Source organism: Zoogloea sp. JDB1 (genome assembly GCF_056724025.1).
In genome coordinates this window covers 2,686,701-2,712,745 of the sequence record NZ_CM161496.1, presented here as the reverse complement: position 1 = coordinate 2,712,745, position 26,045 = coordinate 2,686,701, and the positions used below count along the sequence as shown (strand labels likewise).

22 protein-coding genes are annotated in these 26,045 nt (G+C 66.6%); 16 read left to right on the top strand and 6 right to left on the bottom strand.

Annotated elements, in window-relative coordinates:
* Window positions 1–249: 249 nt before the first annotated feature.
* Complete coding sequence (locus tag AC1PPK_RS12090) at window positions 250–2,220, bottom strand: sigma-54-dependent Fis family transcriptional regulator (protein ID WP_481118058.1); 1,971 nt, start codon at window positions 2,218–2,220, stop codon at window positions 250–252.
* 387 nt (window positions 2,221–2,607) lie between these two features.
* Between AC1PPK_RS12090 and pedF the strand changes: the two genes are divergently transcribed.
* The 3 genes from pedF to AC1PPK_RS12075 are packed head-to-tail and all read left to right on the top strand — an operon-like array spanning window position 2,608 to window position 4,829.
* Window positions 2,608–3,045 (top strand): cytochrome c-550 PedF, encoded by a 438-nt coding sequence (gene pedF / locus AC1PPK_RS12085; RefSeq protein ID WP_481118057.1) that lies wholly within the window; start codon window positions 2,608–2,610, stop codon window positions 3,043–3,045.
* On the top strand, window positions 3,035–3,880 hold the full coding sequence (locus tag AC1PPK_RS12080) for a substrate-binding periplasmic protein (RefSeq protein WP_481118056.1): 846 nt from the start codon (window positions 3,035–3,037) through the stop codon (window positions 3,878–3,880). Before pedF ends, AC1PPK_RS12080 begins: the two co-directional genes overlap by 11 nt.
* Window positions 3,881–3,884: 4 nt before the next feature.
* Entirely contained in the window at window positions 3,885–4,829 is a 945-nt protein-coding gene (locus AC1PPK_RS12075; RefSeq protein ID WP_481118055.1) for a beta-propeller fold lactonase family protein, read from the top strand.
* Window positions 4,830–4,957: 128 nt separating this feature from the next.
* On the opposite strand, the gene AC1PPK_RS12070 is transcribed toward AC1PPK_RS12075, so the two are convergent.
* Window positions 4,958–5,272, bottom strand: coding sequence for a c-type cytochrome (locus AC1PPK_RS12070; protein WP_481118054.1), 315 nt, complete (start codon window positions 5,270–5,272; stop codon window positions 4,958–4,960).
* A 406-nt stretch (window positions 5,273–5,678) separates the two neighbouring features.
* Between AC1PPK_RS12070 and AC1PPK_RS12065 the strand changes: the two genes are divergently transcribed.
* Together AC1PPK_RS12065 and AC1PPK_RS12060 are read left to right on the top strand one after the other, a co-directional pair.
* Complete coding sequence (locus AC1PPK_RS12065) at window positions 5,679–7,544, top strand: sigma-54-dependent Fis family transcriptional regulator (protein WP_481118053.1); 1,866 nt, start codon at window positions 5,679–5,681, stop codon at window positions 7,542–7,544.
* Window positions 7,545–7,576: 32 nt separating this feature from the next.
* The gene (locus tag AC1PPK_RS12060) at window positions 7,577–7,987 is read left to right on the top strand and encodes a hypothetical protein (RefSeq protein ID WP_481118052.1); all 411 of its coding nucleotides are present in this window, start codon (window positions 7,577–7,579) and stop codon (window positions 7,985–7,987) included.
* Window positions 7,988–8,075: 88 nt separating this feature from the next.
* On the opposite strand, the gene AC1PPK_RS12055 is transcribed toward AC1PPK_RS12060, so the two are convergent.
* Together AC1PPK_RS12055 and AC1PPK_RS12050 are read right to left on the bottom strand one after the other, a co-directional pair.
* A complete protein-coding gene (locus AC1PPK_RS12055) occupies window positions 8,076–8,456 on the bottom strand; it encodes a c-type cytochrome (RefSeq protein ID WP_079435902.1) in 381 nt (126 codons plus the stop codon).
* Between the two features lie 124 nt (window positions 8,457–8,580).
* Entirely contained in the window at window positions 8,581–9,879 is a 1,299-nt protein-coding gene (locus tag AC1PPK_RS12050) for a histidine kinase (protein ID WP_481118051.1), read from the bottom strand.
* A gap of 134 nt (window positions 9,880–10,013) precedes the next feature.
* Here AC1PPK_RS12050 and AC1PPK_RS12045 point away from each other — a divergent pair, with 134 nt between their 5' ends.
* The 4 genes from AC1PPK_RS12045 to AC1PPK_RS12030 all read left to right on the top strand — a co-directional run bounded on the left by AC1PPK_RS12045 (window position 10,014) and on the right by AC1PPK_RS12030 (window position 16,378).
* Window positions 10,014–10,544, top strand: a complete 531-nt coding sequence (locus AC1PPK_RS12045; protein ID WP_481118050.1) for a GNAT family N-acetyltransferase — start codon at window positions 10,014–10,016, stop codon at window positions 10,542–10,544.
* A 16-nt stretch (window positions 10,545–10,560) separates the two neighbouring features.
* Window positions 10,561–12,903, top strand: coding sequence for a fatty acid cis/trans isomerase (locus AC1PPK_RS12040; protein WP_481118049.1), 2,343 nt, complete (start codon window positions 10,561–10,563; stop codon window positions 12,901–12,903).
* Between the two features lie 105 nt (window positions 12,904–13,008).
* A complete protein-coding gene (locus AC1PPK_RS12035) occupies window positions 13,009–15,141 on the top strand; it encodes a TonB-dependent siderophore receptor (protein WP_481118048.1) in 2,133 nt (710 codons plus the stop codon).
* Between the two features lie 10 nt (window positions 15,142–15,151).
* Window positions 15,152–16,378: a PepSY-associated TM helix domain-containing protein gene (locus AC1PPK_RS12030; protein WP_481118047.1), complete on the top strand. Its 1,227-nt coding sequence runs from the start codon at window positions 15,152–15,154 to the stop codon at window positions 16,376–16,378.
* A 63-nt stretch (window positions 16,379–16,441) separates the two neighbouring features.
* On the opposite strand, the gene AC1PPK_RS12025 is transcribed toward AC1PPK_RS12030, so the two are convergent.
* Window positions 16,442–17,020, bottom strand: coding sequence for a hypothetical protein (locus AC1PPK_RS12025; protein WP_481118046.1), 579 nt, complete (start codon window positions 17,018–17,020; stop codon window positions 16,442–16,444).
* A gap of 274 nt (window positions 17,021–17,294) precedes the next feature.
* Here AC1PPK_RS12025 and AC1PPK_RS12020 point away from each other — a divergent pair, with 274 nt between their 5' ends.
* The 5 genes from AC1PPK_RS12020 to AC1PPK_RS12000 all read left to right on the top strand — a co-directional run bounded on the left by AC1PPK_RS12020 (window position 17,295) and on the right by AC1PPK_RS12000 (window position 24,179).
* Window positions 17,295–18,215, top strand: a complete 921-nt coding sequence (locus AC1PPK_RS12020; RefSeq protein ID WP_481118045.1) for a bestrophin family protein — start codon at window positions 17,295–17,297, stop codon at window positions 18,213–18,215.
* Window positions 18,216–18,309: 94 nt separating this feature from the next.
* The gene (locus tag AC1PPK_RS12015) at window positions 18,310–19,428 is read left to right on the top strand and encodes an efflux RND transporter periplasmic adaptor subunit (RefSeq protein WP_481118044.1); all 1,119 of its coding nucleotides are present in this window, start codon (window positions 18,310–18,312) and stop codon (window positions 19,426–19,428) included.
* Window positions 19,429–19,432: 4 nt separating this feature from the next.
* Window positions 19,433–22,516 (top strand): efflux RND transporter permease subunit, encoded by a 3,084-nt coding sequence (locus AC1PPK_RS12010; protein ID WP_481118043.1) that lies wholly within the window; start codon window positions 19,433–19,435, stop codon window positions 22,514–22,516.
* Window positions 22,513–22,833: a DUF3240 family protein gene (locus AC1PPK_RS12005; RefSeq protein ID WP_481118042.1), complete on the top strand. Its 321-nt coding sequence runs from the start codon at window positions 22,513–22,515 to the stop codon at window positions 22,831–22,833. Before AC1PPK_RS12010 ends, AC1PPK_RS12005 begins: the two co-directional genes overlap by 4 nt.
* Window positions 22,830–24,179 (top strand): TolC family protein, encoded by a 1,350-nt coding sequence (locus AC1PPK_RS12000; protein ID WP_481118041.1) that lies wholly within the window; start codon window positions 22,830–22,832, stop codon window positions 24,177–24,179. The genes AC1PPK_RS12005 and AC1PPK_RS12000 overlap by 4 nt, the downstream gene beginning before the upstream one ends.
* Here AC1PPK_RS12000 and AC1PPK_RS11995 read toward each other — a convergent pair.
* Window positions 24,170–24,556 carry a VOC family protein gene (locus tag AC1PPK_RS11995; protein ID WP_481118040.1) on the bottom strand — a complete coding sequence of 129 codons (387 nt, stop codon included), beginning with the start codon at window positions 24,554–24,556 and terminating at the stop codon, window positions 24,170–24,172. The two genes, AC1PPK_RS12000 and AC1PPK_RS11995, sit on opposite strands and share 10 nt — an antisense overlap.
* Before the next feature lie 202 nt (window positions 24,557–24,758).
* On the opposite strand from AC1PPK_RS11995, the gene AC1PPK_RS11990 reads away from it, so the two are divergent.
* Both AC1PPK_RS11990 and AC1PPK_RS11985 read left to right on the top strand, forming a co-directional pair.
* A complete protein-coding gene (locus AC1PPK_RS11990) occupies window positions 24,759–25,514 on the top strand; it encodes a helix-turn-helix transcriptional regulator (protein ID WP_481118039.1) in 756 nt (251 codons plus the stop codon).
* A gap of 36 nt (window positions 25,515–25,550) precedes the next feature.
* A complete protein-coding gene (locus AC1PPK_RS11985; protein ID WP_481118038.1) occupies window positions 25,551–25,877 on the top strand; it encodes a YkgJ family cysteine cluster protein in 327 nt (108 codons plus the stop codon).
* Window positions 25,878–26,045 lie beyond the last annotated feature (168 nt).

The window sequence follows — 26,045 nt, the reverse complement described above, 5'->3', positions numbered from 1 at the left end:
TTTTAATCATACATGCGTTTAATTTTGCGTCAACACATCGGGAGATAAAGCACACCAGAAACCAGACGAAAAAAATCCCTACTCAGCGTTGCGCCGGGCAGGGATCGGGGACCATCTCATCATTCCCCCAAGGAGGGCTCAGACGCGATTCAGCGGGGCCAACGATGGCGGGCAGGGCCGTGCGCCCTTACAGAAAACGAACTGGCGGAATGTCAGGCTCGTCGGTGCCCCCCTGCCGTCACCCAACGATCAAAAACGTCCGAGCTTGCGATACAGCGTATTGCGACTGATTCCGAGCCGGCGGGCGGCAGCCGAGATATTCCCGTTTTCAGCCTCGAGCGTACGCTGGATCATGTCGCGCTCGATCTCCTCCAGGCGCCCGAAACTTGCCGCTCCGCTGGAAGCCGCCGCGGCTGCAGCCCCTTCTGCCAGACCCGACGACATGCTGCGTACCGGAGCAACGGATGCCATCGCCGGCACGACCTCACCGATCTCTTCAAAGATATCGTCCGGCAGATGCCAGGTCTCGATGACATCCTCGTCGTCGTCGAGTAGCGCGATCGCCACTTTGATGACGTTGTTCAGCTGGCGGATGTTGCCAGGCCAGCGATAGCTCAGGAATGCCTGCATGACCTTGTGGGACACCTCCACGTGGCGATCGGGACCGGCCTCCTCGCGCATCAGCTTGTCGATCAGGCGATCGATGTCGCTGCGCTCGCGCAGGGACGGCAGATTGATGCACAGCCCGTTGAGGCGGTAGTACAAGTCTTCGCGGAAGCCACCGCGCGCCACCTCTTCCTTCAGGCGCCGGTGGGTGGCACAGACCAGCGTGATGTCTACCGGAATACTCTTGTTGGTCCCCAGCGGCGTCACGCAGCGCTCCTGCAACACACGCAGCAGGCGAGCTTGCAGGGACAGGGGCATGTCACCAATTTCGTCGAGGAACAGGGTGCCGCCGTGGGCCTGCTGGATCTTACCGACCGCACCTTCCTTGCGGGCACCGGTGAAGGCGCCACCCGAATAGCCGAACAGTTCGGATTCGATCAGGGTTTCCGGGATCGCCGCACAGTTGAGGGCGACGAACGGCCCTTGAGCCCGCGGCCCGCTGTTGTGGAAGGCCTTGGCGAACATTTCCTTCCCAGCACCGGATTCGCCCTGGATGAGGATCGGGATGTCGCGGCCGAGCACCCGCACACCCTTGTCGATAGCGGCCTGCAGGCGCTCGTCGCCGGTGGCCAGGGTGTGCAGCGTCAGGCGGACCTGGGAGGCCGGCTCCGTCTCGACACGGGCCGGGCGGGCGGGCCGCTCGCGGGCCTCAACACCGACCGGGCTCGACACCGGCATCGACGCAAAATTGCCGCGCAGACGCGCGTAGAAACGCTCGCCGTTGCGGCCTGCGATTGCGATGAGCGACGAAGGGTCGCGCCGAGCGCGATCAATCAACGTACCCAGCGGCACATCGAACAGCATGCTGTAGTGGCGGCGCGGCAGGTCCTCGCGGCGCAGGCCGAGCAGTTCGAGCGCCGCCTGATCGGCACCGACGATGTCGCCATCCGGCGAGATCGCCAGCAGCGCCTCGCACATGCTGCCCACATGGTCCGGGCGTGCATGGAAACTGAGCAGGCCCTGGTGGGCGAATTCGGATTCGAACAGACGCTTTTCGATGATGCGGGACGACATTTTCACCAAGCCGAGGGAGTGACGCTGGAACGCGCGATAGTCGCTGGAGATGTCGAGCACCCCCATCAGACGGCCCTGGGCATCCTGGATCGGGGATGCGCTGCAGGTCAGGGACGCGTTGCCCTCGTAGAAATGCTCGGAACCGAAGACGTTGAGCGCACCGCGCTCAGCGAGGGCAGTGCCGATGGCATTGGTGCCGCGGTCGAACTCGTGCCAGCTGGCTCCCGGATGCAGGGACACCTGCTCGGCCTGACTCAGGAAATCGGGATCGCCATAGGTCTGTAGCACCATGCCGCGGGCGTCGGCAAGGATGACCATGCTGTGAGAGTTGCGGATCTGCTCGAAGAGATGCTCGAGAACCGGCTCGGCGTGGGAGATCAGCGTGCGGTTGCGCTCTCGTGCCTCCGATACTGCCCGCACGTTGGGCTCGCCGCACTCGAGACGGGTGGGGTCGAGACCCGCCTGCCGGCAACGCTCCCAGGAGCGCAACACGCTTTGGTCGAGCAAGGCCTCCGGGAGTTCGCCTCGGCCGAAGTACAACGACCGCGCCTCCAGAAGACTCAGAGCCCGAGCCTCAGCGCTGAAAGGAACCTGCATCATCTCTCTCCTCCTCCGTTTTGACGGATTGTCTGCCAGCTCAAGCCGGCATTTTAGTCTGCGCCAAAATGTAGCAGCTGGACCACATTTCAGCAATGTGACTGCTCCACCCTCCCGCTCAATCAGCAAAACCCAGGCCAGTTTATAGAGCTATAAAGGAAACTGGAAAAAACCTGCTACGGCAAAGGTGTCCCATTTCACGACGCAGCCCATCTGCGAGTCGCCGCACAGCCCTATAGGAAAGTGGCACACCCCTTGCTGAAAGGTCTGCACACACGGCGACCCGCCCACTGGCGCTTCGCTCGACGAACTCCAAACACATGACCAAAGGTGACCCAGGTGACTGTCCGTAATTCCGCCCTCCTCCGTGCCCTCTCCGCCGCAGCGCTGACCCTGGCGGTAACTGCCGCCTTCGCCCACGGCGACGTGACCCCCCAGGCCGTCGATACCTCGACGCTGCCCTCCGTTGGCAAGGACTGGCTGCCGAAGAACCCCTTCCTGGGTAACAAGGAGGCGATCCGCATCGGCTCCTCCGCGTTCAACCAGAACTGCGCTCGCTGCCACGGCCTCGGCGCGATTTCCGGCGGCATCGCCCCCGACCTGCGCTACCTGCCGACCGGCCAGGAAGGCGACGAGATCTTCCTGAACCGCATTCGCCACGGCGCCACCCGCGACGGCCGCGTGTACATGCCCCCGTTCGAAGGCATCCTGAGCCAGGAAGCCATGTGGACCATCCGTTCCTGGCTGGAGACCGTTCGTGAAGACTGATCGTCGTCGCTTCCTGCTGGCCGCCGGCGCGGCAGCGCTGGCCTCCAGCCTGCCGGCGCGCGCCGACGCGCTGGAAGAGATCAAGAAACGCGGCAGCCTCAGGATTGCCGTGTATAACAACTTCGCCCCCTACTCCAACCAGGGCAAGGGCATCGACGTGGAACTCGCTGAAGCCCTGAGCAAGCAACTCGGCCTGAATCCCCAGGTCGTCGGCTACAACGCTGACGAGGACATGGACGACGACCTGCGCAACCTGGTCTGGAAAGGCCACTACCTGGGCACCCAGCCGTCCGATGTGATGATGCACGTGCCGGTGGACTCCTACCTGCAGGGCAAGAACGACAAGGTCAGGATCTTCGGCCCCTACCACCTCGAAACGGTAGCCGTCGCCCGCGTGCAGCGCCTCGGCTCGATCCGCGGCTCTGCCGCCACGGCGCTGGAAGTATTCACCCGAGAGAAGATCGGCGTCGAAGGCCGCAGCCTGGCGGACGCTTTTCTGCTCGGCGTTCTAAACGGCCGCCTGCGTGAAAACGTGGTCCATTTCGGCAGCGTGGAAGCCGCCGTCGAGAAGCTCAAGGCCGGCGAACTGGCCGCAGTGATGGGTCCGCGCTCGGAGATCGAAACCGCCCTCGGCAAGGACAACCGCTTCGTCGTCGAAGTGGTCCAGATGCCGGAGCTCAAGATCAACAGCTGGCCACTGGGCATGGCCGTAAAGGCCGACGAAACCGGCCTCGCCGACGCCATCGACAAGGCGCTCAAGGAACTCGAAAGGAACGGCACGGTCGCAGCGATCTTCGCCCGTTACGGCGTCACCTACGTCAAGCCGACCCTCTGAGACCATGACCCAGCCCTTCACCTTGCGGCAGCTCCTGGCGAGCTGCTTCCTTCTTCCGGGTGCAGCCCTCGCCGCCCCTTTCGCCTACGTTCCCAACGAAAAATCCGCGTCGGTATCGGTGATCGACACCGCCACCGACGAAGTGGTCGCGACCCTGCCCGGCGGACAGCGGCCGCGGGGCATTGCTACGGACGGCAAGAACCTGTTCATCAGCGAGGCACCGAGCAACGGTCTGGTAGTGGTCAACATCGCCGAAGGCAAGCAGGTCGGCAGCATTCCGCTCGGAGAGTCGCCGGAGGGTGTCAGCGTTTCCGCCGACGACAAGCTGGTGGCCGCCGCCGTAGAGGAATCCAATAGCGTCGTGCTACTGGACACCGCCAAGCAGCGCAAGATTGCCGAGATCAAGGTGAAGGGCAAGAACCCGGAACACGCGGAATTCAGCCCAGACGGCCGCTGGCTGCTGGTCAGCGCCGAAGAAGCCCAGCAGGTGGACCTGATCGACGTGAAGGCCCGCAAGCAGGTCGCCAGCATCGAGGTCGGCAAGCGCCCGCGCGGCATCGGCTTCACACCCGATGGCAAGCGTGCCTACGTGGCTTGCGAGATGGTCAGCACCGTCTACGCCATCGACATGGGCAAACGCAAGGTCATCGCCGAAATCAAGGCCGGCAACTTTTCCAATGGCGTCGCCATGGCGCCGGATGGTAGCCGCGCCTATATCTCGAATGGCAAGGACGGCACGGTCAGCGTGATCCGCACCAGTGACAACCAGATCGAAGCCACCCTGCCGGTCGGCAAGCGCCCGTGGAACATGGCCATCACCCCCGACGGCCGCAAGCTCTACGTCGCCAACGGTCGCTCCAACAGCGTGTCGGTGATCGACACCGAACGGCTGGAAACCATCAAGGAAATCCCCGTCGGGGAGCTTCCCTGGGGCGTCGTCGTCCGCTGATCCGCATCTGCGCCGCCGTCCGGCGGCCGCAAGACACCCTTTTGTAGCGCATCAAAAAGAAACACCTGCTCCAGCCTGGAGCAGGTGTTTCGCACATCTGTAGCGGGAAGATCTCCCGCACTCCGGGCTCAGAGCTTCAGAATCCACTCCACTGCAGCCTTCAGATCCGCATCGCTGATCTTGTCCGGACCATGGGGGGGCATCGGGATCTGTCCCCAGGTACCCGTACCGCCGCTGCGCACCTTGGCGATCAGCATGGCTTCGGCCTCGGGATGCCCCTTGTACTTGGCAGCCACATCCTTGTAAGCGGGGCCGACGCGTTTCTGGTCGACGGCATGACATGCAACGCAACGGGCCTTCTTGATGATCTCCTCGGATGCCACGGCCGGAGTTGCAGCGGCGGCTCCCAGGGCAACGATGCACAGCAGGTTGGCGATTTTCATGAGCTCCTCCTTCTAGTCATTCTTGACTGACTGGTTATCAAGACAGCGGTCAGGGTCGCGATACGGCACGACTGCGCACCGAACCGCATCACCCGCCATAGGCAGCAAAAAGCGTGCAGACCGATGTTCATCGGCCTCCATTTCAAAAATCCTTTACTGACAATGACTTGCCAAATGGGTAAGGCACATATCGAGGCACGCACATGTTCCGCAGCGGAACACCTGCTCCATCCCGTTACGTCCCCTTGAACATCTGCACCATTTCATACCCACGGCACATCAAGAAAAACCCGTTCATAAACATGGGCATAGCACTTAATCGCTGATTTTTATGGAGAAACGCAGCTCAGTTCACGGGCACGATAAGCGCTTTCGGGGCAGGTATGTTTCGTGCTATTCAGCAATTGTGAATAATCAGGATCCCCCTTCCTCCTCTCCGCTCAAGGCCATCCTGCGCTCTTGGGAACGCTGTGCGGCCGACGGCCTGCGCCCCACCGAGCGCCTGCCCGCAACAAGCCAGCAGGGCAATCTGGCCGACCGCCTGGAAGCCAATGCCCGGCTGGTCGCCTACGCCCAGCCGATCATGGAACATCTGCACCAGCAGATCGCCCACTCCTCATCCACGATCCTGCTTGCCGACGACTCCGGCGTCATCCTGCGTTCAGTCGGCGATTCGGACTTCCTGGAGAAGGCCGCCCGCGTGTCCCTGAAGCCAGGACACTCCTGGGCCGAATCGGTGATGGGCACCAACGCCATCGGCACGGCACTGGCCGAACAACGCCCGGTGGCTGTGATGGGGGATCAGCACTACCTCGAACGCAACAGGTTCCTCGCCTGCGTCGCCACGCCGATCCACGCCCCGACCGGTGGCGTGCTCGGCATCCTGGACGTATCGAGCAACCTGCAGATCACCCAAACCCACGCCCAGGCGCTGCTGCAGACCACCGCCGAGATAATCGAAAACCGGCTGATCGAAACCGTCAACGACGCAGCGGTACTGGTCCGTTTTCATTACCAGGCGGAAGCTCTGGCCTCGCCGCTTGAAGGGCTCGCCGTCTTCGACGAAGCCGGCGCGCTGCTCGCGTGCAATCGCCGCGCCGAGCGTCTGCTCGGGCTGCCCGATACCCTGCGCAACGAGAAGCCGCCGTTCTGGGACATTTTCGAGACCCGCTGGAACGCCGTGCTCGACCACGCGCTGCAAAGCAGCGCGCATCCGGTCCGCCTGCGCAGCCGCCAGGGCCAGGAGCTGGTCGCCCGCGTCCTGCTGACCAATATGCAGCGCATGCGGCCGATGAATTCTCGGGACGTGCAGGCGACCTTCTCCCCGACCGCTCCGAGCGGCCCGACCCTCGACGAACTGGACCTCGGCGACAAGACCGTCAGCCACGCCATCCGGCGCGCCCGACGCATCCTCGGACTGGACATCCCGCTGCTGATCCAGGGCGAAACCGGCTCCGGCAAGGAAGTCTTCGCCCAGGCCTTCCACACCAGCGGGCCACGCCGCAACGGCCCCTTCGTAGCGATCAACTGCGCCGCCATCCCGGCCAACCTGATCGAGGCCGAGCTATTCGGCTATACGGCCGGCGCCTACACCGGCGCCCGCGGAGAAGGCGCCCGCGGCAAGCTGCGCGAAGCCCACCAGGGCACGCTGTTTCTCGACGAAATCGGCGACATGCCCCTCAAGCTGCAGGCCGTCCTGCTGCGGGTTCTTGAGACCCGCCGCGTCACGCCGCTGGGCGGCGGCCCGGAGGAAGAAATCGACCTGTCCCTGGTCTGCGCCAGCCACCGTTCGCTGAAAACCCTATGCGAAAGCGGCGACTTCCGCCCCGATCTGTATTTCCGCCTGTCGGCGATGAGCCTGTCCCTCCCGCCCCTGCGGGACCGCAGTGACATCGAGGCGCTGGCCCAGCGCATCCTGCAGGACGAATCGCCCCGGCGGCCGGTGCGCCTGTCGACCGCCGCCCTCGACCTGATCCGCCACCACGCGTGGCCCGGCAACATCCGCCAGTTGAAAAACGCCTTGCGCCTGGCCGTGGCGATGCTGGGGCCGGACGACGACACCCTGGGCCCCGAACACCTGCCCCACGACCTGGTGGACGACCCGGACACACCAGCCCAGCGTCCTGCAGCGCAGAGCCTGCGCGCCGCGGAAGGACGCCTCGTCGAAAGCACCGTGGCTCGCCATAACGGCAACATCTCGGCCGCCGCGCGGGAACTGGGCATCACCCGCACGACCCTCTACCGCAAGTTGCGCCAGCTATCGGCCTCGTGATCCCGGCAGGCCCGGCGTGGGATACTCGGGCTTTGCGCTCTCCGCCCACCACCGTGCCCTCCATCACTTCCATCCTCTCGCGCCTGGCGGCCGGCCTGTGCCTGACCGCCGGGCTGACTGCCTGCTCGCCGACTCCCAGCCCACTGCCGGACCAGCTCTCGGCCGAATTCCAGCCCGGCATGCCCCTTGACGATGCACGCAAGCGGCTCAGCGCGCACGGCACTACCTTCTCGGAGAAGAGCGCAGCCGAGTGCCGTGCCCTCGTCGAGCGCAGTCCGAATGTTTCACAACTTCCGCCCGAGGGTGGCCCCTGCCTGTTTGGCAAGATTCCCCTGTCCCGTAGCTGGTATGGCGGCAAGAGCGACGTGATCCTGCAACTGGTTTTCGGCGCTGATGGCCGGCTCGTAGACGGACACTTCGAACAGATCGACAGCCTGCTCTAGCCCCCACAAAAGCGAACCCCGAACGGGGGGGACGTCCGGGGTTCTCGGTACTTCATCCTTCACGGCAGCAGCCGTGCGTGTTGCCCGCTTACTTGGGTGCCAGCGTCAGGATCCACTTCACCAGTTTCTTGGCATCGGCTTCCTTGATTGCAACCTTGTTGGGGGGCATGGCCAGACCACTGACCTTGTCCTTCCAGTGGCTGCCGTAGGGGTTGGAGCCCTCCAGCACCACACGGGTCAGGAAAGTGTCGGCACCCGGCTTGCCCTTGTAGGCCTTGGCCACGTCCTGCCAGGCCGGGCCGATCGGGGCCATGCCGTTCGGCCCGGGCGTGCCGGACTCGATGGCGTGACAGGTCAGGCAGCCGCTCTTGCTGGCCAGCGCCTTCATGTCCTCATCCACCGCGGCGTTGGCAGCCGTGGCGACCAGGGCCAGGCCCGCCAGCAGCGCCGTCTTGCGTAAGGCGTTCATCTTGTTTCTCCTTGGCTAAAAAAAGTCTCCACGCCACCCGTTCGGCAGCCTGAAAACGTTGCCTGCGTCCGCCCTTTGGCAGAACGCAGGCGGGATCCCGGAATGATTTCGGGAAACACGGGCCTCAAGCCTGAGCCAACGGCAGAGGCAAACTGAGGCGAATCTGCAGACCGCCGCCCGGCGCATCGGTGAGCCAGCACTTTCCGCCGGCCATCTCGGCGCGCTCGCGCATGCCGAGCAAACCGCCGCGGGAACGCGGCACCACCTCTTCAGCCTTGCCGACACCGTTGTCGGCGACGGTCAATTCCAGCACCTGCCCCTTGGTCCGCAAGGACAGGCGCACGCGGCTCGCTACGCTGTGGCGCAGCACATTGGTCAGGGCTTCCTGTAGCGTACGGTAAAGCGCAAGGCCGGCATGGGGCTCCAGCGGCGGCAGGGACGGCGGGAACTCAGCCTCGATGCCGATCTCCGGCACCCGGCCACGCCAGCCGCGGACGAGATCATTGAGGGCGTCGACCATCTGCAGCCCTTCGAGGCCATGGGGACGTAGCTGAGACAGCAGGTTGCGCACCTGGGCCAGCATCCCGTTGGTCTGGCTGCGGATGTCGCCGGCAATCATTGCGAGTTGTGCCGGCTCTGCACGGCCGGCCTGACGCTCGATGTAGGCCGCCGAGACATTCACCGCAGTCAGCGCCTGCCCCAGTTCGTCATGGAGTTCCCGAGCCAGTTCCCTGCGCTCGCTCTCCTGCAGTTCCAACAGTTGGCGGGCGAGCAGCTGACGTGCCGCCCGCGACTCCGCCAGTTCGCCGGACAGGGTTTCGATGGCCTGGGCGATACTGGCGAACTCCTTCAACTGAAAGGGCGGCAGGCGTACCTGCTCTTCCCCGCGTCCGAGACGGGCCAGTCCCTGTTCAAGCAGGCGGACCGGTTTCAGCGCCCGATGGGCCGCCACCCATGCTACGACCGCCATACCCAGGCAGAACACCACCAGCGTCGCCAGATTACGTACGCCGTCGCGCAGCACTTCGTGGATTTCGGCGCGGGGATCGGCGCGGATCACCAACACTTCGTCGCCAAGCGAAATACGGCGCTCACGGGCAACGCGCCCGTCGAGCAGATAATCGGCAAGGGTCGCCAGCAGGCCCGCTGGAGCAGGCGCGGCAACCCCCTGCTCCAAATTGGAGCGCTCCACAGACACCGCAACGTGCCGCAACTGACCACCCGCCAGCAACTCACGCAACTCACTCGCCCGGTGCCCCGGCGCGGTCCCGACTGCCAGGATCACGTCCGCCAGGCGGGTCGAGGCTTCCATTTCCTCGGCCACGTCCTGCTGCAGGGCCAGCCCGACCCACGCCACAGCCGCGACCGACAAGGCCAGCGCAAAGCCCAGCACGTATCCGAAAAGTCTCCAGCGCAAATCCATTTGCGTCTCCTTATATTCCCTTTGGGGTAGGAAACAGCAAGGCATGTGCCAGTTGCAGCTAGTAACCCCCGCCACTACACGGACAAAGGGGATCGGCGATAATCGTCGGCCTTCCCGATCCGTTTGCCATAGCCTTGACCCGTCCTATCATCCGTCATGCCCGGCATGACGACCTGAACGCCATCCTGCGGATCCAGGCCCGCTGCTACACCGCCATCGTTCCCGAATCGCCGTGCTCGATGGGCGCCAAGCTGGCCGCCGCGCCCGGCAGCTGTTTCGTCGCCAGCCGGGCCGACGGCGCGCCGGTCGCCTACCTGCTGGCGCTGCCCTGGCGCTTCGACACCCCGCCGCATCTGGACGCCCAGACCTGCCAGCCGCCAGCCGATGCCGACACGCTCCACCTGCACGATCTCGCCGTGATCCCCGAAGCCCGCGGTAGCGGAGCAGCCGACGCCCTCGTCAACGCCTTCATGACGGCCCTCGTCGCCAGCCGCCTCGGGCGCGCCAGCCTGATCGCCATCCAGGGCTCGGCCGGCTGGTGGGCGCGTCACGGTTTCGAAGCGGTGACGGCCACGCCGGCGCTGGCCGAACACCTGGCCGGCTATGGCCCCGACGCCCGTTACATGCGCCTGCTGCAGCCCGGCGGCATCCAGCCCCCATACTAGATCTCCCCCGAAGCCCATGCGTGTCTTCTTCGGCCTTGCCCTGCTTGTCCTCGCGGGCTGTACCACCGTTGTCGCCAAGGTCCAGCTCGACCACGAACTGGGCCGTCCCGACCCGGCCCGCTACGACGCTCCCGCGGTGCCCGTTGCACCGGCCCCCGACTACTGGCAGCAGGTCCGTCCTATCCTGGACCGCCGCTGCGTGACCTGCCATGCCTGCTACGACTCGCCCTGCCAGCTCAAGCTGACCCGCTACGACGGCATCACCCGCGGCGCCAACCCGGACCCGGTCTATGCCAATGCCCGCCTGCGGGCCGCCAGCCCGACCCGCCTCGGCTTCGACGCCCGCAGCACCGTGGAATGGCGCGACAAGGGCTTCCACCCGATCCTCAACGAACGTGCGGCCACGCCGGCCGCCAACCGCGAAGCCAGCGTGCTGTACCGCATCCTGGCCCTCAAGCAACAGAACCCAGGCCCGAGTTCGGGCCCACTGCCGGACGAGCGCTTCGACTTCTCCCTCGACCGCAGCCAGAGCTGCGCCAAGGTCGAGAGCATGGATGGCTTCGTCGCCGAGCATCCCGAATGGGGCATGCCTTACGGCCTGCCGGCCCTCAGCCAGAAGGACCACGACATCCTCACCCGCTGGATCGAGGCCGGCGCGCCCTACACGCCGCGCCCGGTGCCGCGGCCGGCGGTACAGGCCCACGTGGCTGAATGGGAAGGCCTGCTCAACGGCAACGCGCTGCGCGACCAACTCGCTGCCCGCTACATCTATGAACACTGGTATGTGGGCCAGCTGTATTTCGACGAGCAACCGGACTACCGCTTCGAGCTGGTTCGCAGCCGCAGCGCCCCCGGCCAGCCCATCGATGTGATCGCCACCCGCCGGCCCTATGACGCCCCGGGCGTCGAGCGCGTGTATTACCGCCTGCGCCCGCTGGAGGAGACGCTGGTGGCCAAGACCCACATGCCACTGGCCCTCGACCCCGCTCGTCTGGCCCGCCTGCGGAAATGGTTCTTCGATGCGCCGATCGCGGTGGCCAAACTGCCCGACTATTCGCCGAAGACGGCCACCAATCCCTTCGTCGCTTTCCGGGCGCTGCCGGTGGACGCCCGCTACCGCTTCATGCTCGATGACGCCCAGTTCACGCTGATGGGCTTCATGAAGGGCCCAGTGTGCCGCGGCCAAGTCGCCCTCAATGTCATCACCGACCACTTCTGGGTGCTCTTCTATTCGCCGGAGAGCGAGGCGAACCACCAGGTCCAGGGTCTCCTTGACGCCACCCAGCCCAACCTGCGCCTACCCGCCGAGGACGACAGCAGCACCGGCATCCTGGCCTGGCGCCGCTACGCCCAGGCCGAAAAGGCCTACCTGCGCACCAAAGCTGACTTCATGGAGCGCCGCGCGCGCATTCAGCCGCCGCAGACCAGCGAACTGTGGGACGGCGAGGGCCGCAACCCGACCGCCGGCCTGACGGTGTTCCGCCAGTTCGACAGCGCCTCGGTGGTCCGCGGCCTCGTCGGCGAGCGGCCGCAGACCGCCATGCTGCTCGGCTACCCGCTGCTCGAGCGGATGCATTACCTGCTGGTCGCCGGCTTCGATGTCTATGGCAACACTGGCCACCAGCTGGCCACCCGCCTCTACATGGACTTCCTGCGCATGGAAGGGGAAGAGAACTTCCTCACCCTGCTTCCACTGAAGGACCGCCAGAAGGTGCTGGACCACTGGTATCGCGGCAAGCCCGAGCACATCCGGGATTTCGCCGATGCCTCCACCTACTACCCGGGCGAGACCAGCATGCGCTACCGCAGTGCGGACACCCTCGGCGAGCTGTATCGCAACGTCGCCCAGTACCTGCACCCAGTACGGGAGAAACAGCTCGACCTGGCGGTGAACGGCTTCACCGCCGAGCAGGTCACCCAGCTGCGCGCCCTCGGCAAGGTGGCCGGCCAGCCCGCGTCCCGGCTGCCCGAGCACAGCCTGCTGGTGCTGACCAACACAGATAGCACCATCCACGTGGTGTCGGTGCTGCGCAACAGCGCTCACAGCAACGTCGCCGAACTGTTCCGCGAAGACGCCCGCCGCCTGCCCGACGAGGACACCTTGAGCGTCCTCGACGGCATCGTCGGCGCCTATCCCAACACGATCTTCCAGCTCGACGCCGACGAGTTGCCGCGCTTCGTGCGCGCGGTGCAGACCCTCGCCAGCGACGGTGACGTACAGCACCTAACCCAGCGCTTCGCAGTCCGCCGCACCGATTCGCGTTTCTGGGCCGTCAGCGATGCGATCCATGCCCACTGGCGCCAGGTTGCGCCGCGCGAAGCGGCAATCCTCGACTACAGCCGGCTCGAGAACCGTTGATCCCGAGCCGTCAGCCCATTAAAATAATGAGAACTATTATCAAATAGCCAGCCACCGAGGCATGTTCCTAGGCAGCCAGCAAGCGACCCGTGCCCAGGAGCCTCCATGCATCGCCATTCCGCCGCGACCGCGGCCTTCGTCCGTCATCCCCTCGCCTGCGCCCTTCTCGCGCTGTTCGCCCTGCCGGCCAGCGCCGCTGAAGACGTCACCCTGGCGCCCGTGAAGGTCGCCGCCCAGACCGACCAGGAGCCGCCGTCCGAACGCAGCGGCGCCTACACGGTGCGCCGCAGCCGCTCGGCCACCGGCCTGAATCTGTCCCTGCGCGAGACGCCGCAGACCGTGTCGGTGATCACCCGCGCGCAGATGGACGACTTCCAGCTCAACAGCGTTAACGACGCCCTGTCCGCGTCCTCCGGCGTAATGGTCGAGAAGATCGAGACCAGTCGCACCTACTACACCGCCCGTGGCTTCGACATCACCAGCTTCCAGGCCGACGGCGTCGGCATGCCCTTCATCTACGGCAACATTTACGGGGACATGGACGCGGCCATCTACGACCGCGTCGAGGCGGTTTACGGCGCCAACGGCCTGATGAGCGCCACCGGCTACCCGGCTGCCACCATCAACTTCGTGCGCAAGCGCCCGACGGTGGGCCTGCAGGCCAGCGTGAAGGGCACGCTCGGCTCGTGGAACACCTACCGGCTGGACGCCGACGTATCCCGCGCGCTGGTGGAATCCGGCGCAATCCGCGGACGCCTGGTGGTCGCCCGGGAAGACGGCGACTCCTACCTGGACCGCTACGGCCTTGCCAAGACGGTCTTCTACGGCATCGTCGAGGCCGACCTCGGCCCGGCCACGCAACTGACCATCGGTCACAACGAACAAGCCAACAAGGCCCGCAGCCCGATCTGGGGCGCGCTGCCGATGTTCTACACCGACGGCACACGGACCAACTACAGCCGCTCCACCAGCCCCGCCGCCGACTGGGCCTACTGGGACACCACCTACAAGACCAGCTTCGCCGAACTCACCCACGAATTCGACAACCGCTGGCAGGCCCGAGCCGTGCTGACCCGCAACGACAACAGCAACGACAGCGCCCTGCTCTACGTCTACAACCGCCCCGACAAGGCCACCGGCCTCGGCGTGCTCGCCTACCCGGCGCGCTACGACGCCAGCAACCAGCAGACCCAGGCCGACCTGCAGCTCAGCGGTCCGTTCCGCCTGTGGGGGCAGGAACACGAACTGACGTTCGGCGCCAACTGGTCCAAATCCGAACTCAACGACGCAACCCACTATGGGCGCGGCATCGGCACCGCCCTGCCGGCCCTCGACAACTGGGACGGCAGCTACCCGATACCGCTTTTCGACGCGTCGGTGGACGGCAGCGCCTTCACCTACCGCCAGCGCAGCGCGTTCGCCGCCGCCCGCATCAACCCCACCGACGGCCTCAAGCTGATCGGCGGCGCCCGCGCCACCCGCGCCGACAGCGACGGCATCTCCTACGGCGTGGCCCGCAACAGCAAGGCCAGCGACGTGACGCCCTATTTCGGCGTGGTGTACGACCTCACCCCCAACCTGTCCGTCTACGCCAGCCATGCCGACATCTTCACGCCCCAGTATCAGCTGGACGCCAGCGGCAACGTGCTGAAGCCGGTGGAAGGCCGTAGCAGCGAGGTCGGCCTGAAGGGCGAGTTCTTCCAGCGCCGCCTCAACGCCTCGCTGGCCTTCTTCCGCACCGTGCAGGACAACCTCGCCGAAGTCGCCGGCTACAACGGCACCAAGGCCTACTACGGAGGCATCAACGCCCGCTCACGGGGCTTCCAGTTCGACATGGCCGGGCAGCTCACGCCACGCCTTGAAGCCAACCTCGGCTACACCCAACTGTCGCTGCACGGCGACGACGGCGAGGACGTGCGTACCTACACGCCGCGCCGCCTGCTACGCCTGGCCGCCACCTACCGGGTACCCTTCATCGAGAAGCTGAAGATCGGCGCCAACCTCAGCCACCAAGGCGACGTCTACGCCATGGCCGGCAGCGACGAGCTGCGCCAGAAGGCCTACACGCTGATCGGCCTGACCGCCCGCTACGACATCAGCAAGCAGCTGAGCGTCAGCGCCACGCTGCGCAACCTGACCGACGAGAAGTACCTGAGCAGCCTCTACTGGGGCAGCTACGGCCAGGGCTATTACGGCGCCCCACGCAACGGCAGCATTGCGCTGGCCTGGACCTACTGAGGATCAACCCATGCGCCCCCTGCTGGTTCGCCTGCACCGCTGGTTCGGCCTGACCGCCGCCGTATTCCTGTTCATCGCCGGCCTAACCGGCGCGGTGATCTCCTGGGACCACGAGCTCGACGAATGGCTGAATCCCCATCTTTTCCTCACCGCGACACCGGGCCAGCCGCTACCCTCCACGGAGCTGGCAGCCCGCCTGGAGGCCGCCGAGCCGAGCCTGCGCGTACGCTACCTGCCCCTGTCTGTCGAGCCGGGGCACAGCCTCGGCGTGTTCGTCGAACCGCGCATCGATCCCGCCAGCGGCAAGCCCTTCACGCTCGGCTTCAATCAGGTCGCCCTCGATCCCGTCAGCGGCGCCGTGCTCGGCCAGCGGGAATGGGGGGCGCTGTCGCTGCAGCGGGAGAACGTGCTGCCCTTTCTCTACAAGCTGCACTACAGCATGCACATCGCGGATGGCTTCGGGCTCCAGCTCGGAGTGCTGCTGATGGGCATCCTGGCGCTGGCCTGGGTGCTCGACTGCATGATCGCGCTGGTGCTGTCCTTCCCGTCGCGGACCGCCTGGCGCCGGTCCTTCGCCTTCCGCTGGAAGGCCGGCGGCTACCGGCTCAACTTCGACCTGCACCGCTCCGGCGGCGTGTGGCTCTTTCCGCTGCTGCTGGTCCTCGCCGTCACCTCGGTGGCCATGAACCTGCGCGAGGAGGTCATGCGCCCGCTGGTGGCCCGGCTCTCATCCCTGTCGCCGTCGCCCTTCGCCGACCGCAAGCCGACGCCGCCGAACCGGCCGCTCGAACCCCTGCTGAGCTTAGAGGACGCCATCCGGCTCGCCAACGCCGAAGCCGCCAGACGCGGCTGGCAAACGCCGGCCGGCGGCGTCATGCTGTCGTCGCCCTTCGGCGTCTATGGCGTGGGCTTCTTCGATGCGGGCAACGGCCACGGCGACGGTGGGCTCGGTAACCCCTGGCTGTACTTCGACGCCCGCGACGGCACGCTGGTCGGCAGCAGCATTCCTGGCGAGGGCAGCGCCGGGGATATCTTCCTGCAGGCCATGTTCCCGCTCCATTCGGGACGTATCGCCGGGCTGCCCGGGCGCATCCTGGTCTCCCTGTGCGGGCTGGCCGTCGCCGTACTGAGCGTCACCGGCGTGGTTATCTGGGCGCGCAAGCGTCGGGCCCGCGGTCTCAAGGAAAAGTCGGACAAATCACCGGCATCCACTCCGCGCGTGACGGCAAGCGCCTGAAAGTCCGGCGCAAACGAAAACGCCCCTCGTCGAGGGGCGTTGAACACGGCTGAAACTCGGGGTTCAGGGAAGGCAGAGCTTGCCCAGCACCGGCACCGACTGGCCGATGCTGTTGCCGATGATCGTGAGATTGCCGGTCACCTTGGCATAGGCCCCCTTGTTGTCGCTGCCCGTGATGAGGATCTGCTCGCTCAGCGCCGCCGGGTTCCCCATCTGCCCGGTCGTCGCGTCGAAGGTCGGTTGCACCACCATGACATCGGTAGTGTAGAAGGTGGTCTGGTTGCTCCCCTTGCCAATCGTGATCGCGCTGCGTGCTGTCTGCACGATCTGCCGCGGAACGACCGGGCTGAAGTCGGACGGGACCACCGCCGGAGCCACGGTGCCGACGCCATTCGCACCAACCAGCGGCTCCGCCGTCACCCCCGCGTAACCACTGGCTCCCGGCAGACCGATCAGCGACAACTGAACACTGAAACAGCTACCAATATAGGTATGCCCGGGAACCTTGGCCGCAATCTGGCAGGTGGCGTCGGGCAACAGCCGGACCGTGCCTGCCACCTGGTTGCAGGCGGCGCCCGCCGTTCCGGCGACCATGCTGATGGCGAGGGGAACGAGGATCTTGGGGGCAATTCGGCGCATCATTGTGAGGTAACCTCCTGAGTGGATCGAGAACATTTGCATTAGGACAACGTCAACGCATCATGCCTAGTGCAAGCTCTTATTTCACGGATGCCATTGTTATATCCGTGACAAATATCACACTCAATCCCAGTCGAATCTTGGAAATGGATGTAGGGCTGCAAACCGAGCGACGTCACCAGGCCGCCACAGATACGACTTGTGCAGCGCAGCACCCATACATTAAGTTAGGCCCCCCTCCAACGAAACAGACGCTCTCCGCCCTGCTGCTCCTGCCATGATCGTTCGCCCCCGCCCGCGCCTGCGGGAACTCTTCTTTATCTGGAAGGGTTCCATCATCCCGCTGATCCTCCCGCAGGTGATCTTCGTCACCGTCGTCGCGGCCATCGTCACGCTGATCGCCGCGCTCACCGGGCCACGCTTTCCCGATTTCGCCACCGGCCCGTTCACCTTCCTCGGCCTGTCCCTGTCGCTGTTCCTCGGCTTCCGCAACAACGCCTGCTACGACCGTTGGTGGGAGGCCCGCAAGCACTACGGCAACCTGCTGGTGGTGATGCGCAGCCTGGCCCGCGACAGCCTGCTCCTCGACCGGGATACCGCAAGCCGGGTCCAGCGCCAGGACGTGCTGCGCCTGTGCACCGCCTTCACCAAGGCCCTCACCGCCCGCCTGCGCGACCGGCCGGTGGCAGCTGCCGCCCAGGCCGAGTTGAGCCCCGCCGAGCTCGCCACGGTCAGCGCTGGCCGCAATGTGCCCGACGGCATCCTGCGCCTCATCACCGGGCAGTTACTCGACGCTCACCTGCACGGCCGCCTGGACTCAATCACCTACACGGCCCTGGCCGAACACGTGAATCAGCTCACCGCCATCCAGGGTGCCTGCGAACGCATCCGCTACACAGCGCTGCCCTTCGCCTACACCCTGCTGCTGCATCGCACCGCCCACCTTTATTGCGTGTTGCTGCCCATCGGCATGGTGCACTCCCTGGGCTGGGCAACCCCGCTGATGACTGCCCTGGTGGCCTATACGTTCTTTGGGCTCGATGCCCTCGGCGACGAACTGGAGGAGCCTTTCGGCACGGCCCAGAACGACCTGCCCCTCGATGCGATCACTCGCATCATCGAAATCGACTTGGGCGAGTACCGTGGCCTGGAGAAACTGCCGGAGCCGCTGCAGGCCCAGGACTTCCTGCTTCTGTAGGCCCTGTCGCGAGGCCTGCCCGGCTTGGGCAGGCTTAAGACGCGCTTAAGACGGCTGGGCGATAATCGGGACCATGCCTCGTGCCGGAGTCCCCATGTCGTCCTCCCTTTCTACCGTTCGCCCCCTGCCACAGTCGACCGCGGTGAGCCTGATCGCAGTCCTGCTGCTCTCCCTGCCACAAGGCCGCGCCCAGGCGGCCGACACCAACTTCGTCGCGCTGACTGCCGCCCAGAGCCAGGCCCTTGGCATCGGCACCCGCAAGGCGGGTAGCAACGGCAATCCGGCCGCAAGTGGGCTACCGGCCACCGTCAGCATCCCCAACAACCAGGTCCGGGTCATCGCTGCACCGCTGGCTGGCGTCGTCGAAAGCCTGGAGACCGCGCCCGGTCTGACAGTGAAGAAGGGCCAGGTGCTGGCCCGCATCGCCAGCCCACAGGCCCTCGAACTGCAGCGTGACCGCATCCAGGCCGATGCCCAGGCCAGCCTCGCCCGCCAGAGCCTCAACCGGGACGAACAACTGTTCCGCGAAGGCCTGATCGCCGAATCCCGTCTGCAGGCCAGCCGTGCCAATGCCACCCAGACCGCCGCCCAGGCTGCCGAACGCCGCCAGGAACTGAGCCTCGCCCAGCACAGCGGTGGGCAGACCCTCAGCCTCGTCGCGCCGATTGCCGGCAGCGTGCTGGAGCAACAGGTCAGCGTCGGCCAGCGTGTCGAACAATCCGCGCCGCTGTACCGCATCGCCCGCCTCGATCCCCTGTCGGTGGACATCCAGGCGCCCCTCGCGGTGGCCGGCCGGGCCCGTGTTGGCACGCCGCTGCGCATCCCCGGCGCCGGCGCCAGCGGCGAGCTGGTAGCAGTCGGCCGCGCCGTTGATGCGAGCAGCCAGAGCGTGCTGCTGCGCGGCCTGATCACCCACGGCGCACAGAACCTGCGCCCTGGCCAGGCCACCACCGTGGACCTCGAGCTGCCGGCGGACAGTGGCAGCACCGGCGCGCAGGTCCCCGCCGCGGCGGTACTGCGCCACCAGGACAAACAATGGGTCTTCGTCGTCGCCAGCGACGGCAAGGCCACCGGCTACCGCGCCGTGCCGGTCAGCATCAGCGGCAGGGTCGGCGATACGGCGCTGGTCAGCGGCCTGCCGGCCGATGCCACGGTGGTCACCGCCGGCGTCGCCGCGCTGAAGGCCAACTGGCTCGGCATCGGGAAAGAATAAGCCCATGCTGTCCCGCCTCATCGAGTTCTCCCTGACGCAGCGCCTGCTGGTGCTGGTCGCCACGCTGCTGCTGATCGGCGCCGGCGTGCAGGCCTGGAACGGCCTGCCCATCGACGCCTTCCCCGACGTCTCGACAACCCAGGTCAAGCTGATCATCAAGGCCCCCGGCATGACGCCGGAGGAGGTCGAGACGCGCATCACCGTGCCCATCGAGCAGGAGATGCTGGGCATCCCGCACCAGCGCATCCTGCGTTCCACGTCCAAGTACGCGCTGGCCGACGTGACTCTCGACTTCGAGGACGGCACCGACATCTACTGGGCACGCCAGCAGGTCGGCGAACGCCTGGCCGGCGTAATGGGCAACCTGCCGCCGGGCGCCGGCGGCGGCCTCGCACCGATCACCACGCCCCTCGGCGAGATGTTCATGTTCACCATCGAAGGGCCGATCTCCCTCGAAGAGAAGCGCACCCTGCTCGACTGGACGATCCGCCCGGCCCTGCGCACGGTGCCCGGCGTGGCCGACGTGAACAGCCTCGGCGGCGAGGCGCGCAGTTTCGAGATCGCCCCCGACCCGGCCGCCCTCGCCGCCCGCGGCCTGACGCTGGCCCAGTTGCAGACAGCCCTGGAAGCCAACAACCGCAACGACGGCGCCGGCCGTCTCAGCGAAGGCGAGGAGACCCTGCTGGTCCGTGCCGAAGGCGCGATCCGCAACCTGGACGACGTGCGTGCCATCGTGCTGAAGAGCGATGCCGGCAACGTGGTCCGCGTCGGCGACGTAGCCGCGGTACGTATCGGCGCGCTGACCCGCTACGGCGCGGTCACCCGCAGCGGCCAGGGCGAAGCCGTCGAAGGCCTGGTTCTCGGTTTGCGCGGCGCCAACGCCGGCCAGGTGGTGGATGGCGTCAAGGCGCGCCTGGCCGAACTCGCCCCGCAACTGCCGCCGGATGTGAAGGTCGTGCCCTTCTACGATCGTAGCGAACTGGTCGGCCGCGCCGTGCATACGGTGTCGAAAGCGCTGATGGAAGCCATCGTGTTGGTGCTGGTGCTGCTGCTGGCCTTCCTCGGCAACCTGCGTGCCGCTCTGGTGGTGGCGCTGATGCTGCCGCTGGCGGCACTGGCTACCTTCATCGCCATGCGCCAAGTCGGCCTGTCGGCCAACCTGATGAGCCTTGGCGGCCTGGCTATCGCCATCGGCATGCTGGTGGATGCAGCTGTGGTGGTGGTCGAGAATATCGAAACCCATTTTGGAGAAAGCGCCGCCAACCGCCAGCCCCTGCTGCATCTGGTCTTCCGCGCCACGCGGGAAGTCGCCGCACCGGTTGCCTCGGGCATCCTGATCATCGTCATCGTGTTCCTGCCGCTGCTGACGCTGGAAGGCCTGGAAGGCAAGCTGTTCAGCCCGGTCGCCATGACCATCGTCTTCGCGCTGTCGGCCTCGTTGCTGCTGTCCCTGACCGTCGTGCCGGTGCTGGCCTCCTACCTGCTGAAGCGCGGCGAGGCCCACGAACCCTGGCTGATCCGCAAACTGCAGGCGGCCTACGCACCGCTGCTGCAATTCGCGCTGGCCCGCGGCAAGCTGGTCGCTGCAATAGCCGGCGTCTCGCTGCTGGTGGCTGCCGGCGCCTTCGTCACCCTCGGCAAAACCTTCATGCCGACGATGGACGAAGGCGACATCATCATGCAGCTCGAAAAGCTGCCGTCCATCAGCCTGGCCCAGACCATAGCCACCGACCTGCGCGTGCAGCAGGCGGTGCTGAAGGCGGTACCGGAAGTTAAGGCCATCGTCGCCCGCTCGGGCTCCGACGAACTGGGCCTCGACCCCATGGGCCTCAACCAGACCGACACCTTCCTCGTCCTCAAGCCCCGCGATGAATGGCGCAAGCCGGACAAGGACTGGCTGACCGACCAGCTGCGGGCTGTGATGGGGAACTTCCCCGGCATCGCGCTGACCTTCACCCAGCCGATCGACATGCGGGTGTCCGAAATGCTGACCGGCGTGCGTGGCGACCTGGCGATCAAGCTCTACGGCCCGGATCTCAACACCCTAAACCACCTCGCTGCGCAGATCGAAAGCGTCGTCAAGGCAGTGCCCGGCGCCGAGGACACTGTCACGATCCGCAACGAGGGCGTGCAATACCTGAAGATCCAGGTGGATCGCCTGGCCGCCGGCCGCTTCGGCCTCAACGTGGAAGACGTGCAGAACACCCTGCGCAGCCTGCTCGAAGGGCGCATCGCCGGCACCGTGATCGAATCCACCCGCCGCGTACCGCTGCTGATCCGCGGTCCCGCCAACCTGCAGAACGATCCGGACGCCTTCGCCGCGCTGCGCATCACCGCGCCGGACGGTCACAGCCTGCCGCTGTCCAGCATCGCCAAGGTCGAACGGGTCGATGGCCCGGTCAAGGTGGACCGGGAAAACGCCCAGCGCTATGCGGTGATCCAGTCCAACGTGCGTGGCCGCGACCTGGTTGGCTTCGTCGAGGAAGCCCGCGCCGCGGTAGCCGCCAAGGTGCCACTGCCCAACGGCTACCGCCTCGCCTGGGGCGGCCAGTTCGAGAACCAGCAGCGCGCCGCCGCCCGCCTGATCGTGGTAGTGCCGATCGCCCTCGGGCTGATCTTTGTGCTGCTGTTCTCGACCTTCGGCTCCGTACGCCAGGCCCTGCTGGTGCTGTCGATGGTGCCCTTCGCGATGGTCGGCGGCGTGCTCGCGCTGGCAGTCTCCGGCGAATACATGTCGGTGCCGGCCTCGGTGGGCTTCATCGCGCTGCTCGGCATCGCGGTGCTCAACGGCGTCGTAATGGTCAGCTACTTCAACCAGCTCCACGCCCGCGGCATGCCCATCGTTGAGGTCGTCGTGGAAGGCGCCAAACGCCGCCTGCGCCCGGTACTGATGACCGCCAACATCGCCGCCCTCGGCTTGGTGCCGCTGCTGTTCGCTACCGGGCCGGGCTCCGAGGTGCAGCGTCCGCTGGCCGTCGTGGTGATCGGCGGGCTGGTCAGCGCCACCGCCCTGACCCTGCTGCTGCTCCCCGTCCTGTACCGCCGTTTCGGCATCGCCCCCGTCGCCCCAGAGGTTGCAAGTCAATGATCGTCGATCCCCCGTCCCATGTCGTCCTGACCCTGGTGCTACCCATCGAGGTGGAGGACGCCGTACTGGAAACCCTGCTCGAACACCCGACGTTGGCGCCGGGCTTCACGTCCCAGCGCGTCGAGGGCCAGGGCCAGCGGGTCACCTTCACCGGCACCGCCGAGCATGTGCGCGGCCGCGCCGCCTGCTGTCGGGTCGAACTGGTCGCCCCACTCGGCGATGCCCAGGCCCTGCTCGACATCCTGCGCGAGCGCTTCGCCACCAATCGGGTGTTCTTCTGGATGGTGCCGGTAATGGCCAGCGGGAGGCTCGCATGAACCGCCAGCCATATCCTGTTGGGTCGAGTTCATTTACCTGCCGCAGTTCGATCAACGTCAGAGGGCGCATTCATTCATCTCTGCGCGTCTTGCTGCTGGCGCTGCTCCCCGTCACCGCCCTCGCCAGCCCAGCCGCCGATGCGCCGGATCTACCGCCCCAAGCCCAGGTGAGCAGCGTGCTACGCAGCAGCCCGATGGTCAGCGCCGCCGGCGCCATGCTGGAGGCCGAAGAAGCGCGTAGCCGGCGCTTGGCCGCCGGCCCCCACGAATGGACACTGCGCCTCACCGACCAACAGCGCCGAGTGCGCACCACGCCGACCGAGCGCTTCAACGAATGGGACGTCGGCCTCGAACGCGCGCTGCGCCTGCCCGGCAAGGGCGAGCTGGACCGCCAGCTCGGCGCCGCGGGCATTGCCAGCGCCAAGATCGGTCGCGGCGACGCGCTGCACGAAGCGAGCCGGGCGTTGCTGGCCGCGTGGTTCGACTGGCTGCGCGAGCAAGCCGGCGCCGAACAATGGCGCAAGCAGCGCGACGTGCTGGCCCGCCAGGCCGGCGTAGTGAAACGCCGCGTCGAACTGGGCGACGCCCCTCGCCTGGAAAGACTGCAGGCCGATGCGGCGCTGGCCCAGGCAGAGGCCCAGCTCGCCCAGGCCGAAGGCCGCGCCCAGGTCGCCGCCGAAAGCCTACGCCGCCTCTACCCCGCGCTGAACCTGCCCGACAGCGTGCCAGAAGTGGCGCCAGAGGCCGTCGGCCAGGATGCTGCCAAGTGGGTCAACGCGATACTCGAACACAACCACGAGCTGGGCGTCGCCCGCTCGGAAAGCCTGCGCGCCCGCATCAGCGCGAGCCGGGCCGAAGCCGAACGGCGCCCGGACCCCAGCGTCGGCGTACGCATGGCCCGCGAGCGGGATGGCGAGGAGCGCCTGGTCGGCCTGACCCTCAGCCTGCCGCTGCCCGGCGAAGGCCGCCGCGCCGATGCAGATGCCGCCGTCGCCACGGCCCAGGCCGGCGCCCACCGGGAAGCCGGCATCCAGCGCCGCATCGAGGCCGAGGCCGCCGCCCTGTACCGCCGCGCGACGGCGGCCCGGGCCGGCTGGCTGAGTCAGCAGGCCGCCGCCGAAGCTCTGGCGCGCAGCGCCGACCTCAGCGAACGGGCCTGGCAACTCGGCGAGGGCAGCCTGTCCGACACCCTCAACGCCCGCCGCCTGGCCCACGAGGCGCGCCTGGCCTCCAGCCTGGCCCGCCTCGACGCCAGCGAAACCCGCTACCGCCTGCTCCTCGACGCCCACCAGCTGTGGGCGCTCGACATGGACGACGACGAGCACGGCGAGCACGATCACCCCTGAGCGGCGGAGCCCGGCGAGTGCAGCCCGATGCGGTTGCCCTCGCTATCGGCGAACATCGCGATATAGCCGATCTCGGGGCTGATCTCGGTCTTCGGCAGCAGTACCTGCCCGCCGGCCTCCACGGCGCGGGCCAGGGGCTCCGCGAGGTCGTCGCCCCCGTCCAGATAGATCAGGACACCCTGCTCGCCGGGCCGGGCCTGCGGCGCGGCCAGCAAGGCCCCACCGGTCGCCGGCTCGACATACGGGAAGACGGCCATCTGCATGCCGTGCATCTCTTCACGGCGCAGGCTTACCGCGAAAGTCGCCTCGTAGAAACGGACCGCCCGTTCCAGATCGGCGACGGGGATTTCAAACCAGTTGATCAGGGTCTTGGCCATGTTGTGCTCCTTCATGCGGATTGATTGGAGCCGCCATTCTGGCCGCCTGCTCCTGACAGCCTTCCGTCAGTAGCGCCGGCGCAATCGGCCGACTGGCGCGTTATCCTGCCAGCCTTATGTCAGTAGCCCCCGACCACGAGCCAGCGCGCCGCGAGAACTGCGCGTGATATGGAACGGGGCCGTTTCCCTTCCGGAGCCCCCCATGCGTCGCGCCGACCGCCTGTTCCAGATCGTCCTCCTCCTCGACCGCGGACGCGCAGTCACCGCCCGCGAGCTGGCCGAAGCCTTGCAGGTGTCCGAACGCACCGTCTACCGGGACATCGCCGATCTGTCCCGATCCGGCGTTCCGATCAGCGGCGAAGCCGGCGTCGGCTACCTGATGCGTGCGGGCTACCGCCTGCCGCCGCTGATGTTCGATGCCGACGAACTCGCCGCCCTGGCCCTCGGCAGCCGCATGGTGCGCAGCTGGGCCGACCCGGAACTCGGCCGCGCGGCGGAGCGCGCGCTGCTGCGCATCGAGGCTGTGCTACCGAAGAAGCTACGGGAAGATCCGGCCCGCGACGCGCTGCTCGTGCCTGGCTTCCACGTCCCCGACGCGATGCGCGCGCCGATGGCCGAATTGCGCGAGGCCATCGCCAGTCAGCGCAAAGTCCGCGTCGCCTACACGCGGGCCGACGGCGCCGACAGCGAACGGATCATCCAGCCACTTGGCCTGGTCTTCTGGGGCGAAACCTGGACCCTCGGGGCCTGGTGCGAGCTGCGCCGAGAGTTCCGCAGCTTCCGCCTCGACCGCATCCGCAGCGTCGCAGCCCTCGACAGCCATTTTCACGGCGAAGGCATGCTGGCGCGCTATCTGCTGTCCGTCCAGCAGGAGTCGGCGCAGCCATCTGCCGACTGCACCAGCGGCGGTCCACAAGGCCTGCCGGACATGCCAGAATCGCGCCTCACAAAAGCCTGATCACGTCTTGTTTCCGCCGGTCACCGACGCCATCCGATGAGCAGCACCGACGCCAATCCCTGCCTCGACTGCGGCGCCTGTTGCGCCAGCTTCCGCGTGTCCTTCTACTGGTCCGAGGCCGAAGCCCGCGGCCTGCCGGCGGAGCTGACCGAACAGGTCAATCCCTGGTTCAGCTGCATGGCCGGCACCAATGATGCCCATCCCCACTGCATCGCCCTGTCCGGGCAAGTCGGGCAGAAGGTGGGCTGTACCGTCTACGAGCAGCGCCCCGAGCCCTGCCGGGAAGTCCAGGCCGGTGATGAGCAGTGCGCCAAGGCCCGGGCCCGCCACCACCTGACACCACTTTCCAGCGCGTCCAGCTAAGTCCGCCTGACGGAAATCCGTTAGCAAGCGGTTGCCGGGCTTGCGCACAATTGCGAACAACTCTCATTTACGTTAAAGTTGTAAGCAGATCCTTCGGGCAAGCCAGCCATGCGCTAGCCAAGCCAGCCAGCCTCAGGTCCTGAATTCCACCGCCCCACCGGGCGACAT

What these genes read in the sequence shown, in the direction of transcription:
- AC1PPK_RS12075 (WP_481118055.1), top strand. Translation starts at nt 3,885, where the DNA reads ATGACCCAGCCCTTCACCTTGCGGCAGCTCCTGGCGAGCTGCTTCCTT.
- AC1PPK_RS12070 (WP_481118054.1), bottom strand. Translation starts at nt 5,272, where the DNA reads ATGAAAATCGCCAACCTGCTGTGCATCGTTGCCCTGGGAGCCGCCGCT.
- AC1PPK_RS12055 (WP_079435902.1), bottom strand. Translation starts at nt 8,456, where the DNA reads ATGAACGCCTTACGCAAGACGGCGCTGCTGGCGGGCCTGGCCCTGGTC.
- AC1PPK_RS12050 (WP_481118051.1), bottom strand. Translation starts at nt 9,879, where the DNA reads ATGGATTTGCGCTGGAGACTTTTCGGATACGTGCTGGGCTTTGCGCTG.
- AC1PPK_RS12040 (WP_481118049.1), top strand. Translation starts at nt 10,561, where the DNA reads ATGCGTGTCTTCTTCGGCCTTGCCCTGCTTGTCCTCGCGGGCTGTACC.
- AC1PPK_RS12035 (WP_481118048.1), top strand. Translation starts at nt 13,009, where the DNA reads ATGCATCGCCATTCCGCCGCGACCGCGGCCTTCGTCCGTCATCCCCTC.
- AC1PPK_RS12030 (WP_481118047.1), top strand. Translation starts at nt 15,152, where the DNA reads ATGCGCCCCCTGCTGGTTCGCCTGCACCGCTGGTTCGGCCTGACCGCC.
- AC1PPK_RS12025 (WP_481118046.1), bottom strand. Translation starts at nt 17,020, where the DNA reads ATGATGCGCCGAATTGCCCCCAAGATCCTCGTTCCCCTCGCCATCAGC.
- AC1PPK_RS12020 (WP_481118045.1), top strand. Translation starts at nt 17,295, where the DNA reads ATGATCGTTCGCCCCCGCCCGCGCCTGCGGGAACTCTTCTTTATCTGG.
- AC1PPK_RS12015 (WP_481118044.1), top strand. Translation starts at nt 18,310, where the DNA reads ATGTCGTCCTCCCTTTCTACCGTTCGCCCCCTGCCACAGTCGACCGCG.
- AC1PPK_RS12010 (WP_481118043.1), top strand. Translation starts at nt 19,433, where the DNA reads ATGCTGTCCCGCCTCATCGAGTTCTCCCTGACGCAGCGCCTGCTGGTG.
- AC1PPK_RS12005 (WP_481118042.1), top strand. Translation starts at nt 22,513, where the DNA reads ATGATCGTCGATCCCCCGTCCCATGTCGTCCTGACCCTGGTGCTACCC.
- AC1PPK_RS12000 (WP_481118041.1), top strand. Translation starts at nt 22,830, where the DNA reads ATGAACCGCCAGCCATATCCTGTTGGGTCGAGTTCATTTACCTGCCGC.
- AC1PPK_RS11995 (WP_481118040.1), bottom strand. Translation starts at nt 24,556, where the DNA reads ATGGCCAAGACCCTGATCAACTGGTTTGAAATCCCCGTCGCCGATCTG.
- AC1PPK_RS11990 (WP_481118039.1), top strand. Translation starts at nt 24,759, where the DNA reads ATGCGTCGCGCCGACCGCCTGTTCCAGATCGTCCTCCTCCTCGACCGC.
- AC1PPK_RS11985 (WP_481118038.1), top strand. Translation starts at nt 25,551, where the DNA reads ATGAGCAGCACCGACGCCAATCCCTGCCTCGACTGCGGCGCCTGTTGC.